The organism is Streptomyces bohaiensis (assembly GCF_012033785.1).
GTDB classification, from domain to species: domain Bacteria; phylum Actinomycetota; class Actinomycetes; order Streptomycetales; family Streptomycetaceae; genus Streptomyces; species Streptomyces bohaiensis.
In genome coordinates this window covers 1-13901 of the sequence record NZ_JAAVJC010000123.1, presented here as the reverse complement: position 1 = coordinate 13901, position 13901 = coordinate 1, and the positions used below count along the sequence as shown (strand labels likewise).

General features: G+C 74.4%; 9 protein-coding genes. 4 read left to right on the top strand and 5 right to left on the bottom strand.

Annotated features, from left to right (window positions below):
- Positions 1–330 precede the first annotated feature (330 nt).
- The 3 genes from HCN52_RS26200 to ssd are packed head-to-tail and all read right to left on the bottom strand — an operon-like array spanning position 331 to position 3577.
- Complete coding sequence (locus tag HCN52_RS26200) at positions 331–1266, bottom strand: type II secretion system F family protein (RefSeq protein ID WP_312876702.1); 936 nt, start codon at positions 1264–1266, stop codon at positions 331–333.
- Positions 1263–2411: a TadA family conjugal transfer-associated ATPase gene (locus tag HCN52_RS14645; protein WP_168088891.1), complete on the bottom strand. Its 1149-nt coding sequence runs from the start codon at positions 2409–2411 to the stop codon at positions 1263–1265. Before HCN52_RS14645 ends, HCN52_RS26200 begins: the two co-directional genes overlap by 4 nt.
- On the bottom strand, positions 2408–3577 hold the full coding sequence (gene ssd / locus HCN52_RS14640) for a septum site-determining protein Ssd (protein WP_168088890.1): 1170 nt from the start codon (positions 3575–3577) through the stop codon (positions 2408–2410). Before ssd ends, HCN52_RS14645 begins: the two co-directional genes overlap by 4 nt.
- 538 nt (positions 3578–4115) lie before the next feature.
- Here ssd and HCN52_RS14635 point away from each other — a divergent pair.
- A complete protein-coding gene (locus tag HCN52_RS14635) occupies positions 4116–4928 on the top strand; it encodes an HAD family hydrolase (RefSeq protein WP_168088889.1) in 813 nt (270 codons plus the stop codon).
- Between the two features lie 537 nt (positions 4929–5465).
- Here HCN52_RS14635 and HCN52_RS14630 read toward each other — a convergent pair.
- On the bottom strand, positions 5466–6401 hold the full coding sequence (locus tag HCN52_RS14630) for a Fic family protein (RefSeq protein WP_245175155.1): 936 nt from the start codon (positions 6399–6401) through the stop codon (positions 5466–5468).
- Between the two features lie 117 nt (positions 6402–6518).
- Between HCN52_RS14630 and HCN52_RS14625 the strand changes: the two genes are divergently transcribed.
- A complete protein-coding gene (locus HCN52_RS14625) occupies positions 6519–7517 on the top strand; it encodes an ATP-binding protein (RefSeq protein ID WP_168088888.1) in 999 nt (332 codons plus the stop codon).
- An 84-nt stretch (positions 7518–7601) separates the two neighbouring features.
- Here HCN52_RS14625 and HCN52_RS14620 read toward each other — a convergent pair whose 3' ends face one another.
- Positions 7602–8882, bottom strand: coding sequence for a polysaccharide deacetylase family protein (locus HCN52_RS14620; RefSeq protein ID WP_209314543.1), 1281 nt, complete (start codon positions 8880–8882; stop codon positions 7602–7604).
- A gap of 275 nt (positions 8883–9157) precedes the next feature.
- Here HCN52_RS14620 and HCN52_RS14615 point away from each other — a divergent pair, with 275 nt between their 5' ends.
- Positions 9158–11671, top strand: a complete 2514-nt coding sequence (locus HCN52_RS14615; protein ID WP_168088887.1) for a SulP family inorganic anion transporter — start codon at positions 9158–9160, stop codon at positions 11669–11671.
- Between the two features lie 162 nt (positions 11672–11833).
- Complete coding sequence (acs, locus tag HCN52_RS14610; protein ID WP_168088886.1) at positions 11834–13792, top strand: acetate--CoA ligase; 1959 nt, start codon at positions 11834–11836, stop codon at positions 13790–13792.
- Positions 13793–13901: the final 109 nt, after the last annotated feature.

Below are 13901 nucleotides of genomic sequence, written 5' to 3'. Positions count from 1 at the left end.
CGCGTCCTGGCCGCTCCGACGGGTGCACGGCTCACCGCCCACGCCACGCGGCTCCCCCGCGCTCGCCGGGCGCGACCCGGGTCCGCGGCGGGTGACGGGTGGACGGCGCGGCACCGCTGCCGGGCGCGACGGCGTCCGCGGGGTGGCAGGAGGAGGGCTCCGGCAGCCAGGGCGAGTATGGCGCCGGCGAGCAGGGCGAGGTGCGTGGTCACGGCTGCCCCCGACGGGGTGCGGAGCGGGTTGCCGACGGCTCACTGCCGGTGCCGGGAGCGACGGGCTCCCCCGCGGCTGCGGTCGGTCGCACGGGCGGGGAGGGGCGGCGACGGGGTGTCATGCCGAACTCCGTTCCGCGGCACGGATGATGCCCGCCGTCCAGAGCAGACCGGCCGCCTCCAGCGCGACGCCGATCAGCAGGCAGGCGAGGCCGGCGGGTTGGTTCAGCAGCACGGCGAGCGGGTCGGCGCCGAGGGCGGTGCCCAGCAGGAGGCCGGCGGCGGGGAGGCAGGCCAGGACGACCGCGGTGGTCCGGGGCCCGGCGAGCTGCGCGCGGAGGTCCTCACGGGTGTCGCGTTCGGTGCGCAGGGCGTGGGCGACCCGGTCGAGGCCGGTGGCGAGGGAGGCGCCGCCGTCGGTGGCCACCCGCCAGCAGGCGGCGACACCGGCGAGACCGCCCGCGCCGGGCAGGCATGCGGCGGCGCGGAGGGCGGCGGCCACGTCCCCGCCGGTCCGTGCCGCCCGGGCGACCTGCGCCGCGGCCGGGCCGAGGAAGTCGAGGCCGGCCTCCCGCAGGGCGTCCTCCGGGCGTCGGCCCGCCCGCGCCTCGGCGGCCAGCGCGGAGCAGAAGGTGATGACGGCGTCACCACGGAGGTCCGCGCGGCGTCGGCGCTCGCGATGCCGGAGCCTGCGAGCCGTCAGCGGGGCGAGACCGAGGGCTGCGACGAGTGGCAGGGGCGAACCGCCCCACCAGGAGACGAGGAGCCCGCCGAGCAGGCATGCCGCGGCCACGCGGCTCGGGCGCCGGCGCAGCACGGCGATCGGGGCAGGCCCGGACGGCGTCTCCCCGGGTGGGGCGGCCTGCGGATCGCCGGCGCCTGGGGACGATGGTGGGGTGGCGGGCCTGCCGACACGGGCGAGCGGTGGCCCGGCGCCGGCCGGGCCGAGCACGGCGCGGGCCCGGCGGCGTGGCGGTCGCCGGCTGAGGGCGAGTCGGGCTCCGGCGCCGCAGAGGATCACGGCGAGCGCGTGGGCCTGGACGAGATGGCTCACAGCGCGGCTCCCAGCGTGTCCCAGCCTCGTTCGCGGCGGAACCCCTGCTCCGTCCAGCGGAGGGCGGGCACGGTGTGCACCAGCCCGTCGGTGTCGCGTTCCAGGACGTGGACCTCGGACAGTCGCCGACCGCCCCGTGCGCGCACCAGGTGGAGGACGACGGAGAGCGCGGCGGCGAGCTGGCTGTGGAGGGCGGCACGGGGCAGCCCTGCCATGGCGCCCAGGGCTTCGAGCCGCGCGGGGACGTCATGGGCCGCGCCGGCGTGCAGGGTGCCGCAGCCGCCGTCGTGGCCGGTGTTGAGGGCGGTGAGAAGGGTGACGGCCTCGGGGCCGCGCACCTCGCCGACGACGAGCCGGTCCGGGCGCATGCGCAGTGCCTGGCGGAGGAGTTCGTCGAGCGCGATGCCCCCCGCCCCCTCCTGGTTGGCGGGGCGGGTCTCCAGGCTGACGACATGGGGGTGGGTGGGCCGCAGTTCGGCGGAGTCCTCGACCAGCACGATGCGCTCGTCCGCGGGGACGAGCCCCAGCAGCGTCGCGAGCAGCGTGCTCTTGCCGCTGCCCGTACCGCCGGTCACCAGGAACGAGAGCCGCGCCTGCACCAGGCGGCGCAGCAGGGGCGGACCGTCGGGCGGAAGGGTCCCCGCGGCGGTGAGTTCCTCCAGGGTGAGCGGCCGGGGGCGGACCACCCGGAGGGAGAGGCAGGGGGAACCCACAGCCAGCGGTGGCAGGACGGCGTGCATGCGGGTGCCGTCGGGGAGGCGGGCGTCGACCCAGGGGCGGGCGTCGTCCAGGCGCCTGCCGGCGGTGGCCGCGAGGCGCTGGGCGAGTCGGCGGATCGCGGCGGTGTCGCGGAACCGGACTCCGGCCCGCCGCAGGCCGCGACCGCGGTCGACCCAGACGGCGTCCGGGCCGTTGACGAGGACGTCGGTGACGTCGTCCTCGGCGAGCAGCGGTTGCAGCGGTCCGGCGCCCACGAGTTCGGAGCGCAGCTCGCGGACCTCGTTCAGGACGGCGTGGTCGCCCAGTAGCCGGCTCCGGTCCCGTAGGAGGGCGGCGACACGGTAGGGGGTGGGTTCGTCCCCGGCTTCGGCGAGCCGGGTGCGCACGGTGTCCAGCAGGTCGGCGTCGGGGCCCGGGCCGTTCATGCGCGCCGCCGCTGGGCGGGCAGGAAAGGGGCGGCTGCCTCGTGCGCGCCGGGCCCGTCGGGGGCGGCCGTGCCGTGCGAGTGGCGACCTGCGCTCCGCGGGCGGGCCGGGGCCGGCAGCGTGCGCCGGACCAGCGCCTCGCAGAACGCGCCCAGCGGTGCCGCGGCGTCGCGGCCCGGCGGCTCCCCGGCGTCGACCGCGGGACAGAGACGGCGCTGGTCGGGTACTTCCCCGGCCAGCGGGAGGTCCAGCAGGCGGGACACCTCCGCCGCGGGCAGGGCGGCTCCGGGGCGGACCACGAGGCGGAGGTCGCGGACCAGTCGCCCGGCCGTGGTGGCGGTGATGCGGGCGGCCGCGACGGAGCGGAGGTCGCCGGGGACGACCAACAGCCCCAGGTCGAGCCGGGAGAGCGCGGCGGTGGTCGCCTCGTCCGCGCCACGGGGGAGGTCAACGACGACCGCTCCCCCGCCGCGCCGGGCGGCTCCGAGGACGGAGGCCATGGCCTCGCCCGTGGGGTGGCGGCCGGCGGCGCGCGTCCAGCTGAGCAGGCTGACGCCGTGCACCCGGGGCAGCGCGTCGGCGACGGCGGCCCAGGACATCCGCCCGCGGGTGGTGGCGAAGTCGGGCCAGCGGGGCCCGGTCAGCCGCTCGGCGCCCAGCAGGAGATCGAGGCCGCCACCGCCCGGGTCGGCGTCCACGAGCGTCGTGCGGTGCCCGGTGCGTGCGGCCGCGAGGGCGAGTGCGGCGGCCAGGGTGGAGGCGCCCGCACCGCCCCGGCCGGGGATGACGCCGATGGTGGGTGCGGGGTCGCCGACGGTCTCCACGGCGTCGGCGATGCGGTCGGCGAGTACCTTCTCGGCGTCCGGGAGGTGGAGGACCGTCTCGGCTCCGATGGCGACGCCGCGCTGCCAGATGGTGTGGTCGTCGAGGTTGTTGCCGACGAGGACGACCCCGGCGCGGCGGGACGGTGGCCGGCCGCGGGTGAGTGCCCAGTCGTCGCCGACGAGGACGAGGCGGGCGGTGGACCACGCCGTGGCGGCGGGTTCGTGGCCGTGGACCACCTCAGCCGGGGCGTTGGCCGCCGCGCAGAGGCGGAGCAGATCGTCGAGAAGCGTCTCGTCCTCGGTGAGCACGAGCACCGGTGGAGCAGGCGGGGACGGGTTCATCGGGGCCTCCGTGATGTCCCGGCCGCCGCGGTCGACGGCCGGGGCACCACGGTGGCGGAATTCCCCGAATCGCGATGATCTTGAGCAGAATCTGTGGATAACGCGGAGGATGTGGATAACTTCGACACACGAACGGGTGATCTCACCCCGCACCCCTCCCCACAGGCGAAAAGACCGCCCACTATCGGAAGGGATCCGCACAAACCGCAGGAACAGCGGAGCGCCGCGAGAGCCACGGGAGAAGAAGACAACGTATTCGGTCCGTACCGCGCGGGGCCGGCGGGCCGCCCGCCGGTCGGACCGCCGCCCGGCCCCGACCGGGCGCTGCCCACCGGGGCACGACACGGCCACCGCGTCCGGACATGCGACGACCCCCGCCGGGGGGGAGAGCGGGGGTCGTCTTCCACGGTCGGCTCGGGGGGGGGATGAGCCGAACCGGGATAGCACGGTCGCGAACGATCCGTGACTTCCATGGTGTACCCGAGAGCCCTTCCAGGCAAACCCACGCGCCGCCGCCTACGCCGAATGGTGGGCGTTTATGCTCGACCACGTGGAAAATCTGCCGCAGCCACGTACCGCCGCCTTCTTCGACCTCGACAAGACCGTCATCGCGAAGTCGAGCACGCTCACCTTCGGTAGGTCCTTCTACCAGGGCGGTCTGATGAACCGCCGGGCCGTACTGCGCAGCGCCTACGCGCAGTTCGTCTACCTGGTCGGCGGCGCCGACCACGAGCAGGTGGAGCGCATGCGCCGCTACCTCTCCGACCTCTGCAAGGGCTGGAACGTCCAACAGGTCCAGGAGATCGTCGCGGAGACGCTGCACCAGGTCATCGACCCGATCATCTACGACGAGGCCGCCTCGCTCATCGAGCGGCACCACGCCGCCGGGCGGGACGTGGTGATCGTGAGCACCTCGGGATCGGAGGTGGTGGAACCGATCGGCCGGCTGCTGGGGGCGGACCGCGTGGTCGCGACGCGCATGGTGGTGGAGGACGGCCGGTACACCGGCGAGGTCGCCTACTACGCCTACGGCCCCGCGAAGGCGGAGGCGGTCCGTGAGCTCGCCGCCTCCGAGGGATACGACCTCGAGCGCTGCTACGCCTACAGCGACTCGGCGACGGACCTTCCCATGCTGGAGGCCGTCGGCCATCCGCACGCCGTCAACCCGGGCCGTTCGCTCCGGCGGGAGGCAGTGGCCCGCGACTGGCCGGTCCTCAACTTCAACCGACCGGTGCGGTTGAAGAAGCGCTTCTCCGCCCCGCGACCGGCGGTGACCGCGGGGGCCGTGCTGACCGCCGCGACGGTCGCCGGCGCCCTGGTCTGGTACGTCGGGCGCCGCACGCGCCGCTGAAGCAGGGGCCGCGTGCGGCGCCCGCCGGCACACGGGGACGGTCTCCCCCACGGCGCGAGCACCGGTCGCGCCCCCGTGCCCGTCGCCCGCGACGGGCACGGAACCCTCGGCGGCGGCACGACCCGGGGCCGCTCTCCGCCGCACTCGCGCACGTGCGACCCTCCCGGGGGGGCACAGCAGAGAGCGGCGGTGCCGCCCCGTGAGGGCCGCACCGCCGCCGGTACATGTCCGCCGGGCGATCAGGCGTGCTCTGCGAGTACCGATCAGGACGGGGTCTGCGCCCGCTTCCTGGTGCGGCTGGCCCAGATCGTGGGCTGGCGACGCGTGGGTACCCGGCTTTCATGTGTACCGCTGTCGAAGCCCCGCCGCCCGGAGAGCCGGACGAGGAATCCCGTTCGACTGGGCCTCTGATTCCGTTGTACCTCCGGCAGCGACCGCGGGAAAGCCGGCGGCCGAGATTTTACTTTCGGTTTCAACCGGACCTCCGCGCCGCGGCCGGGCGCCGGTCCTCGACCACCGCCGCCCCGCCCCGGGCGGTCAGGCGGCGCCCCGTTGCAGCGCCTCGCAGACCGCGACGGACTCGCGGGCGCCCAACTCCGCCGCTCGCCCGCAGTGCGCGATCCACCGCGCCATCCCGGCGGCCGTCCCCGAGGCGTAGTCGCCCAGCGCCGCCCGGTACGCCGCCGACCCCGCCTCGGTGTGGCCGACCTCGCTCGGCGCGACGCCCTTGGGGTCCAGGCCGCCCCCGACGAGGACGATCCGCTCCGCGGCCCGGGCGACCACGCCGTTGTGCGAGGTGAACGGCCGCAGCGCCATCAACTCGCCGTGCACCACGGCGGCGGTCACCAGTGCGGGCGCCGCGGTCCCGCTCACCACCAGAGCGGCGAGCGCCTCCAGTCGCGCCGCCACCTCGTCGACGTCCGGCGGGGGCAGCGGCGGCCCGTCCGGGTCGTCGACCACCTCCCCGACCACCCGGGGCCGGCCGATCGCCGCCGGCTGCTCCGTGTGATCCGCGCCGGCCGCCGTGGCCGCCCCCAGGGGGGCACCGCCGGCGGCCACCAGGTGGAGCCGTGCCAGGACCCGCATCGGGGAGGCGCGCCAGATGTCCGGCAACTGCCCCGCCTCGGCCGACACCCGCAGCGCCGCGCCCATGACGCGGGCCTCCGGGTCCGCGGAGAAGTCACCCCGGCGCCGCACCTCCTCCAGCGCCCAGTCCGCGCCGGCGAGCGCGGCCGAGGCCCGGGCCCCGCGGAGCGCGGCCTCCGAGGAGACCTCGGCGCTGCGCCGCCGCATCACCCGGTGACCGTAGACCCGGTCCACTGCTTTCCGCATACCAGCGACCGCCTCGGCGACCCCGGGGAGGTCGGCCAGCGGGAGCAGGGGGTCGGCTGCGGGCGGGACGCCGCCACCGGGGGTGAGCGCGCCGCCCGAGGGATCCGCGCCGCCATTGCCCTGGGGTGTGTTCGCCGTCATGGCGGCAGCCTATGCGCTGGCACGTCTGTTCCTCGGCGACGGCCGGTGTCCCGCCTTCGAGTGGTCCTGGCCGCCGCGGGGCCGCTCGGGCAGGGCGCACGGCTAGGTTGGCTGAACATGAAGATCGCTTTCGTCGGCAAGGGCGGCAGTGGCAAGACCACGCTGTCCTCGCTCTTCATCCGCTCCCTCGCCGCCCAGCGCGTGCCCGTCACCGCGGTGGACGCGGACATCAACCAACACCTGGGGACCGCGCTCGGGCTCGACGAGGAGACCGCCGCCGCGCTGCCACCACTGGGAGCGCACCTGCCGCTGATCAAGGACCACTTGCGGGGCACCAACCCCCGCATCACCTCCGCCGCCGCGATGATCAAGACCACCCCGCCGGGCAGCGGCTCCCGCCTGCTGCGCCTGGAGGGCAGCAACCCCGTCTTCGACGCCTGCGCCCGCGACGTCGAGCTGGTCTCGCCGTCCGACGGGGAGTCGGAGGGCCGGGTCCGGCTGCTCGCCACCGGCCCCTTCACCGAGAGCGACCTGGGCGTCGCCTGCTACCACTCCAAGACCGGGGCGGTGGAACTCTGCCTGAACCACCTGGTGGACGGGCGGGACGCCTACGTCGTCGTCGACATGACGGCCGGCTCCGACTCGTTCGCCTCCGGCATGTTCACCCGGTTCGACATGACGTTCCTGGTCGCCGAACCCACCCGCAAGGGGGTGTCGGTCTACCGCCAGTACCGCGACTACGCGCGCGACTTCGACGTCCGACTGCGCGTCATCGGCAACAAGGTGCAGGGACCGGAGGATCTGGCGTTCCTCCGGGACGAGGTCGGCGAGGACCTGCTCGTCACGTTCGGCAACTCGCCGTGGGTGCGCGCCATGGAACGCGGCGGGGCCCGGCCGTTCCGGGAACTGGAGCAGGAGAACCAGCTCGCGCTGAAGACCGTGCACGAGGCTGCGGACGCGGCCCACGGCGAGCGGGACTGGGAGCGCTACACCCAGCAGATGGTCCACTTCCACCTGCGCAACGCGGCGAGCTGGGGCAACGAGCGGACCGGCCTCGATCTCGCCGCGCAGGTCGACCCGGGGTTCGTGCTGCGCGAGGACGCGCCGGCCGGCTGAGCCGACCGAGGAGGGGTCGGCCGGACGGAAGGGCGGGGTCGGCCCTGCCCTCCCGTCCGGCGTCACCGCTCACCGCCGCGGGCATCAGACGCCGGGGGCGGCGTCCTCCTCGCGGGCGGGCTCGGCGCCCTCGGGCGCGTCCGCCGGGGCCGGGCCCGCCGGGAAGGCGCCCCAGCCGCCGGCGGGCGCCTCGCCGACGCCGAGGCCGCGCAGCTCCTCCAGTACGGCCGGGTCCTGCGCGTCCAGCCAGTCGACCAGCTGCCGGAACGAGACGCAGCGCACCTCCTCACGGGGACAGACGTCGGCGACGACGTCCTCGATGGCGTCCATGTAGATGCCGCCGTTCCAGCCGTTGAAGTGGTTGCCGATGATCAGCGGCGCGCGGTTGCCGTCGAAGGCCCGCTGGAACCCCTGGAGCAGGCCGTCGCGCATCTGGGCCTCCCACTCGCCCCAGCGGGACGGGTCACCACTGCCGGGGCCCGACTGGTTGACCATGAAGTTGTAGTCCATGGCGAGCGTCTCGAACGCCCGGCCGGGCATGGGCACCGCCTGGAGCGGGATGTCCCAGACGCCCTCTCGCTGACTCGGCCAGACCTGGGTGCCGTTGCCGCTGGAGTCGTAGCGGAGTCCGAGCTCCCCGGCGGCGGCGAGCAACGCGTCCTGGCCCTCCAGGCAGGGGGTACGGCCGCCGATGAGCTCCTCCTCGTAGTCGAAGGGCAGCGGCTCCCCGTCCTCCCAACCGGTGGTGGTACGCCAGTTCTTGACCATCCACTTGGCCTGCTCGGTCTCGCTGATCCAGTCCTCGGGCGACCAGGAGCCGACGCCGCCGGGGCCGCAGAAGTGGCCGTTGAAATGGGTGCCGATCTCGCTGCCGTCGAGCCAGGCGCCGCGCAGCTGCTCCAGCGTGGCGGCGATGTTCTCGTCCTTGAGGTAGCCGATGTCGGAGGCGCCGGCGGAGCGGCCCGGCGGCTCGTACGCGTGGCGCTGGTCCTCCGGCAGCAGGTAGACGCCGGACAGGAAGTAGGTCATGTGGGCGTCGTTGTCCTTGGCGATCTGGCGGAACCGCGAGAACAGCTGGTTGCCGTCCTCGCCCGCGCCGTCCCAGGAGAAGACGACGAACTGCGGCGGGGCCTGGCCCGGCTCCAGCACCTCGATCGCGGGCTGGTTGGGCTGGGCTCCGGTGAAGGCCGTGGAGCCGTCGCCGATCAGCTGGGGCGCCTGGGGTGCGGCCTCGGGCTCCGCACCCTCTTCCTTCTGCTGCCGGGGGCCGTCGCCCGCCGGGGTGCCGCCGGAGCAGGCGGCCATGGTGAGCGTGACGGCGAGGGCGGTGGCAGCCGCCGCAAGCCTGGTAACCGAGCCCGTCATCGGGATCTCCCGCCGTGAGGTCTGTCTGGGACGGGCCGGTCGGCGTCACGGTGCGAACCAGCCCGAACCCAAACTCTCCCGACAAACCGATGAAGCGTTAATCCGACAAGCAGTTCAGATGATTATTCATGCTTTAGGAGCAATGCGACCCACGAAAGGGCTTACGTACTCGTGCATCCCTTTACGCCCCATTACTCTTCATTTACCAATGCTTGAGGGTGTGCATACCCTCACGCTGCGTGTGCACGATCCCTGCTGCCCTAGGACGGAGACGGATGTCCGCCTGCGCCCCCGCCCCACCCCAAGGACTCGCCCGCCACCGGGCCGATCTCTCGGCCTCCATCTCGGTGTTCCTCGTCGCGCTGCCGCTCTCGCTGGGCATCGCGCTCGCCACCGGCGCCCCCCTCCAGGCCGGCCTCGTCGCCGCCGCCGTGGGCGGCATCGTCGCCGGTCGGCTCGGCGGCGCCCCCCTCCAGGTCAGCGGCCCGGCCGCGGGCCTCACCGTGGTCACCGCCGACCTCATCCAGGCCTACGGCTGGCGCACCACCTGCGCCATCACCGTCCTCGCCGGGCTCGCCCAGCTCGGGCTCTCCGCGCTCCGCGTCGCGCGCACCGCCCTGGTGGTCAGTCCCGCGATCGTGCACGGCATGCTCGCCGGCATCGGTGTCACCATCGCCATCGCCCAGCTGCACATCGTCCTCGGCGGCAGCCCCGAGAGCTCGGTCCTGAGCAACCTCGCCGACCTGCCCTCCCAGCTGGCCGACCCGCACCCGGCCGCGCTGGCCGTCGGCGGGGTGACCATCGCCGTCATGCTGCTCTGGCCCCGCCTGCCCGGTCGCTACGGCGCCCTGGTCCGCAAGGCGGTCCCGACCGCTCTCGCCGCCGTCACCCTCGCCACGGTGGTCGCCCTCGCCGCCGGCTTCCGGCTGGACCGCGTCGACCTGCCCTCCTGGAGCAGCCACGCCCTGCCGCAGTTGCCGGAGGGCCCCGCCCTCGGCATCCTCGCCGGTGTTCTGACGGTGACCCTGGTGGCCAGCGTCGAGTCCCTGCTCTCCGCCGTCGCCGTGGACAAGCTGGCGACCGCGCGGCAGCGGGCCGGCGGGCCCCGCGTCCCCAAGGCCGATCTCGACCGCGAACTGCGCGGCCAGGGCGCCGGCAACGTGGTCTCCGGCGCGCTCGGCGGCCTGCCCATCACCGGCGTCGCGGTGCGCAGCTCCGCCAACGTGGCCGCGGGAGCGGTCAGCCGCAACTCGACCATCATGCACGGCTGCTGGGTGCTGCTGGCGACGGGACTGCTCGTGGGACTGCTGGAGCTGATTCCGCTGGCGGCGCTCGCCGCTCTCGTGATGGTCGTCGGCATCCAGATGGTCAAGATCACCCACATCCGCAGCGTCACCCAGCACCGCGAGGTGGCGGTCTACGGGGTCACGGTCCTGGGTGTGGTCGTCTTCGGAGTGCTGGAGGGGGTCGGCCTGGGCATCGCCGTGGCCATCGCCACGGCGCTCCACCGCCTGACCCGGACGCGCATCTCCCACGAGGAGCTGCCGGACGGAGGGCACCTCGTGCGGGTTCGCGGCCAGTTGACCTTCCTCGCGGTCCCGCGGCTCACCCGCGTGCTCCATCAGGCGCCGGAGGGCACCGTGGTGACGGTCGAGCTCTCGGGGACCTTCATGGACCACGCCGCACACGAGACGCTGCACGACTGGCGGACCTCGCATCTCGCCCAGGGCGGACGGGTGGAGATCACCGGCCGCACCGGGGAGCCGGTGGGCACCCCGGCGACCACCCGCGAGTTCCGGCAGCCCTGGCTGCCGTGGCACAACTACCAGCCGACGACCCGGCCCACCCCGGTCCCGGCAGTGGCCGACGGTCCCGCCTCGCCCGCGGGCGCGACCGCGCCGGCCGAGCCTGCCGCCCTCTCCCCCGCCGGGGCCGCGGAGCCCACCACGGCGGAGAGCGGCGACCGCGCGCGGGTCTCGCTGGCGGAGCCGCCCACCGCCGGCGTCCCCGCGGCGGCGCCGGCGAGGGACGGCGATCCCGGGGCCGCCCGGCCGGCTGCGAACGGTGGATTCCGGTCCGCGGGCCGACTGCGCGCCCGGGGCCCCGCCGACGACCGGCTGCTCACCGGGGTCGAGGACTTCCAGCGGCTGACCGCACCGCTGGTCCGCGAGGACCTGGCGCGGTTGGCACGCGAGGGGCAGCGCCCCGGGCAGCTCTTCCTGACCTGCGCCGACTCCCGCCTGGTGACGAGCATGATCACCTCCAGCGGCCCCGGCGACCTGTTCACCGTCCGCAATGTCGGCAACCTGGTGCCGCCGCCGGGCGGGGAGCAGACGGACACCTCGGTGGCCGCGGCCATCGAGTACGCGGTGACCGTGCTCAAGGTCCGCTCGATCACCGTCTGCGGACACTCCGGGTGCGGCGCCATGCAGGCGCTGCGCCAGACCGCCGCCGCGCCGCCCTCCCCGGTGGGGGAAAGCCCGCTGCGGCAGTGGCTGCGGCACGGCGGGCCGAGTCTGGACCGGCTCGCGGGCGGGGGCGCGTCGCTGCCGCGGATCGGTGGTCGGGAGACCGCGGACGGCGTGGAGTCCCTGTGCCTCGCCAACGTGGTGCAGCAGTTGGAGCACCTGACGCAGCACCCGTGCGTCGCCGAGCGGATCGCGGACGGCTCCCTCACTCTGAGGGGGATGTACTTCCACGTCGGTGAGGCGCAGGCCTACGTACTGGACGACCCCGGGGCGGGTGCGCCGCTGTTCACGCCCGTGCAGCCCTCGGTGCTGACCAGCTGAGTTTCCCGTCCGGCGCCCGTTCGGCGCGGCGAGCGTCCGCTCGTCCCGCCGGACGGGCCATTCGGCCGGACAGGTCTACACCAATCCGCCGTGAGCCCTTGTCAAAGCCCAGGACGGCTGATGGGGTGTGTCGTGGGACACAGCAGCGATGCGGAGGATGCCGTGAGTAACGAGAGCCTGGCCAACCTCATGAGCGAGGAGCGGAGCTTTCCCCCGCCCCCCGCGCTGGCCGCCGAGGCCAATGTCACCGCGAGCGCCTACGAGGCGGCGGCGGAGGACCGGACGGCGTTCTGGGCCGAGCAGGCCCGTCGGCTCTCCTGGTCCACCGAGCCCACCGAGACCCTCGACTGGTCCAACCCCCCGTTCGCGAAGTGGTTCGCGGACGGCCGGCTCAACGTCGCCTACAACTGCGTGGACCGCCACGTCGAGGCCGGCCACGGCGACCGTGTCGCCCTGCACTTCGAGGGCGAGCCGGGCGACTCCCGCACCCTCACCTACGCCGAGCTGCAGCGGGAGGTCTCCCGGGCCGCGAACGCGCTGACGGAGCTGGGCGTCGCGACGGGTGACCGGGTCGCCGTCTACCTCCCGATGATCCCCGAGGCCGTGATCACCATGCTGGCGTGCGCCCGCATCGGCGCCCCGCACTCGGTCGTCTTCGGCGGCTTCTCCGCCGACGCGCTCGCCACCCGTATCCAGGACGCCGACGCGCGGGTCGTCGTCACCTCCGACGGCGGCTACCGGCGCGGCAAGCCGAGCGCGCTCAAGCCGGCGGTGGACGAGGCGCTGACCCGCCCCGGCACGGAGAACATCCGCAACGTGCTGGTGGTGCGCCGCACCGGCGAGGAGACGGCCTGGACCGAGGGCCGCGACCTGTGGTGGCACGACGTGGTGGGCCGTCAGTCGGACGAGCACACCCCCGAGGCCTTCGACGCCGAGCACCCGCTCTACATCCTGTACACCTCGGGCACCACCGGGAAGCCGAAGGGCATCCTCCACACCTCCGGCGGCTACCTCACCCAGGCGGCCTGGACCCATCACGCGGTCTTCGACCTCAAGCCGGAGTCGGACGTCTACTGGTGCACCGCCGACGTCGGCTGGGTGACCGGCCACTCCTACATCGTGTACGGCCCGCTCGCCAACGGTGCGACGCAGGTGCTGTACGAGGGCACGCCCGACACCCCGCACCACGGCCGCTGGTGGGAGATCGTCCAGAAGTACGGCGTGACGCTGCTCTACACGGCGCCGACGGCGATCCGCGCGTGCATGAAGTGGGGTGACGAGATCCCCGCGAAGTTCGACCTCTCCTCGCTGCGCGTCCTCGGCTCGGTCGGCGAACCGATCAACCCCGAGGCGTGGATGTGGTACCGCGAGCACATCGGCGGCAACCGGGCCCCCGTGGTCGACACCTGGTGGCAGACGGAGACCGGGGCGATGATGATCAGCCCGCTCCCCGGCGTCACCGCCGCGAAGCCCGGCTCCGCCCAGGTGCCGTTGCCGGGCATCGCCGCCACGGTCGTGGACGACGACGCCAACCCCGTGCCGGACGGCGGCGGCGGGTACCTGGTCCTCACCGAGCCGTGGCCGTCGATGCTCCGCACCATCTGGGGCGACGACCAGCGGTTCCTGGACACCTACTGGTCCCGTTTCCCCGGGCGGTACTTCGCCGGTGACGGCGCGAAGAAGGACAAGGACGGCGACATCTGGCTGCTGGGCCGGGTGGACGACGTCATGCTGGTCTCGGGCCACAACATCTCGACCACGGAGGTCGAGTCCGCGCTGGTCTCGCACCCGAAGGTGGCGGAGGCCGCCGTCGTCGGCGCCACGGACCCGCAGACCACCCAGGCGATCTGCGCCTTCGTGATCCTGCGCGGCACCGCGTCCGAGGACGAGGGCCTCGTGGAGGAACTCCGGGCGCACGTCGGCAAGCAGCTCGGCGCCATCGCCAAGCCGAAGCGCATCCTGCCCGTGGCCGAGCTGCCCAAGACCCGCTCGGGCAAGATCATGCGGCGACTGCTGCGGGACGTCGCGGAACAGCGCGAACTCGGTGACGTGACCACCCTCACCGACTCCTCGGTGATGGACCTGATCCAGCGGAAGCTGCCGGACGCCTCCGGCGACTGACGGCCCGCCACCGCGCCACGGCGCGGCACAGGAACGCCTTGCCGGCGTAGAAGACGTCGGCGTCCGGCCCGAAGGCGTCGCGCCAGGCGCGGCACCGGGCGCGGAAGTC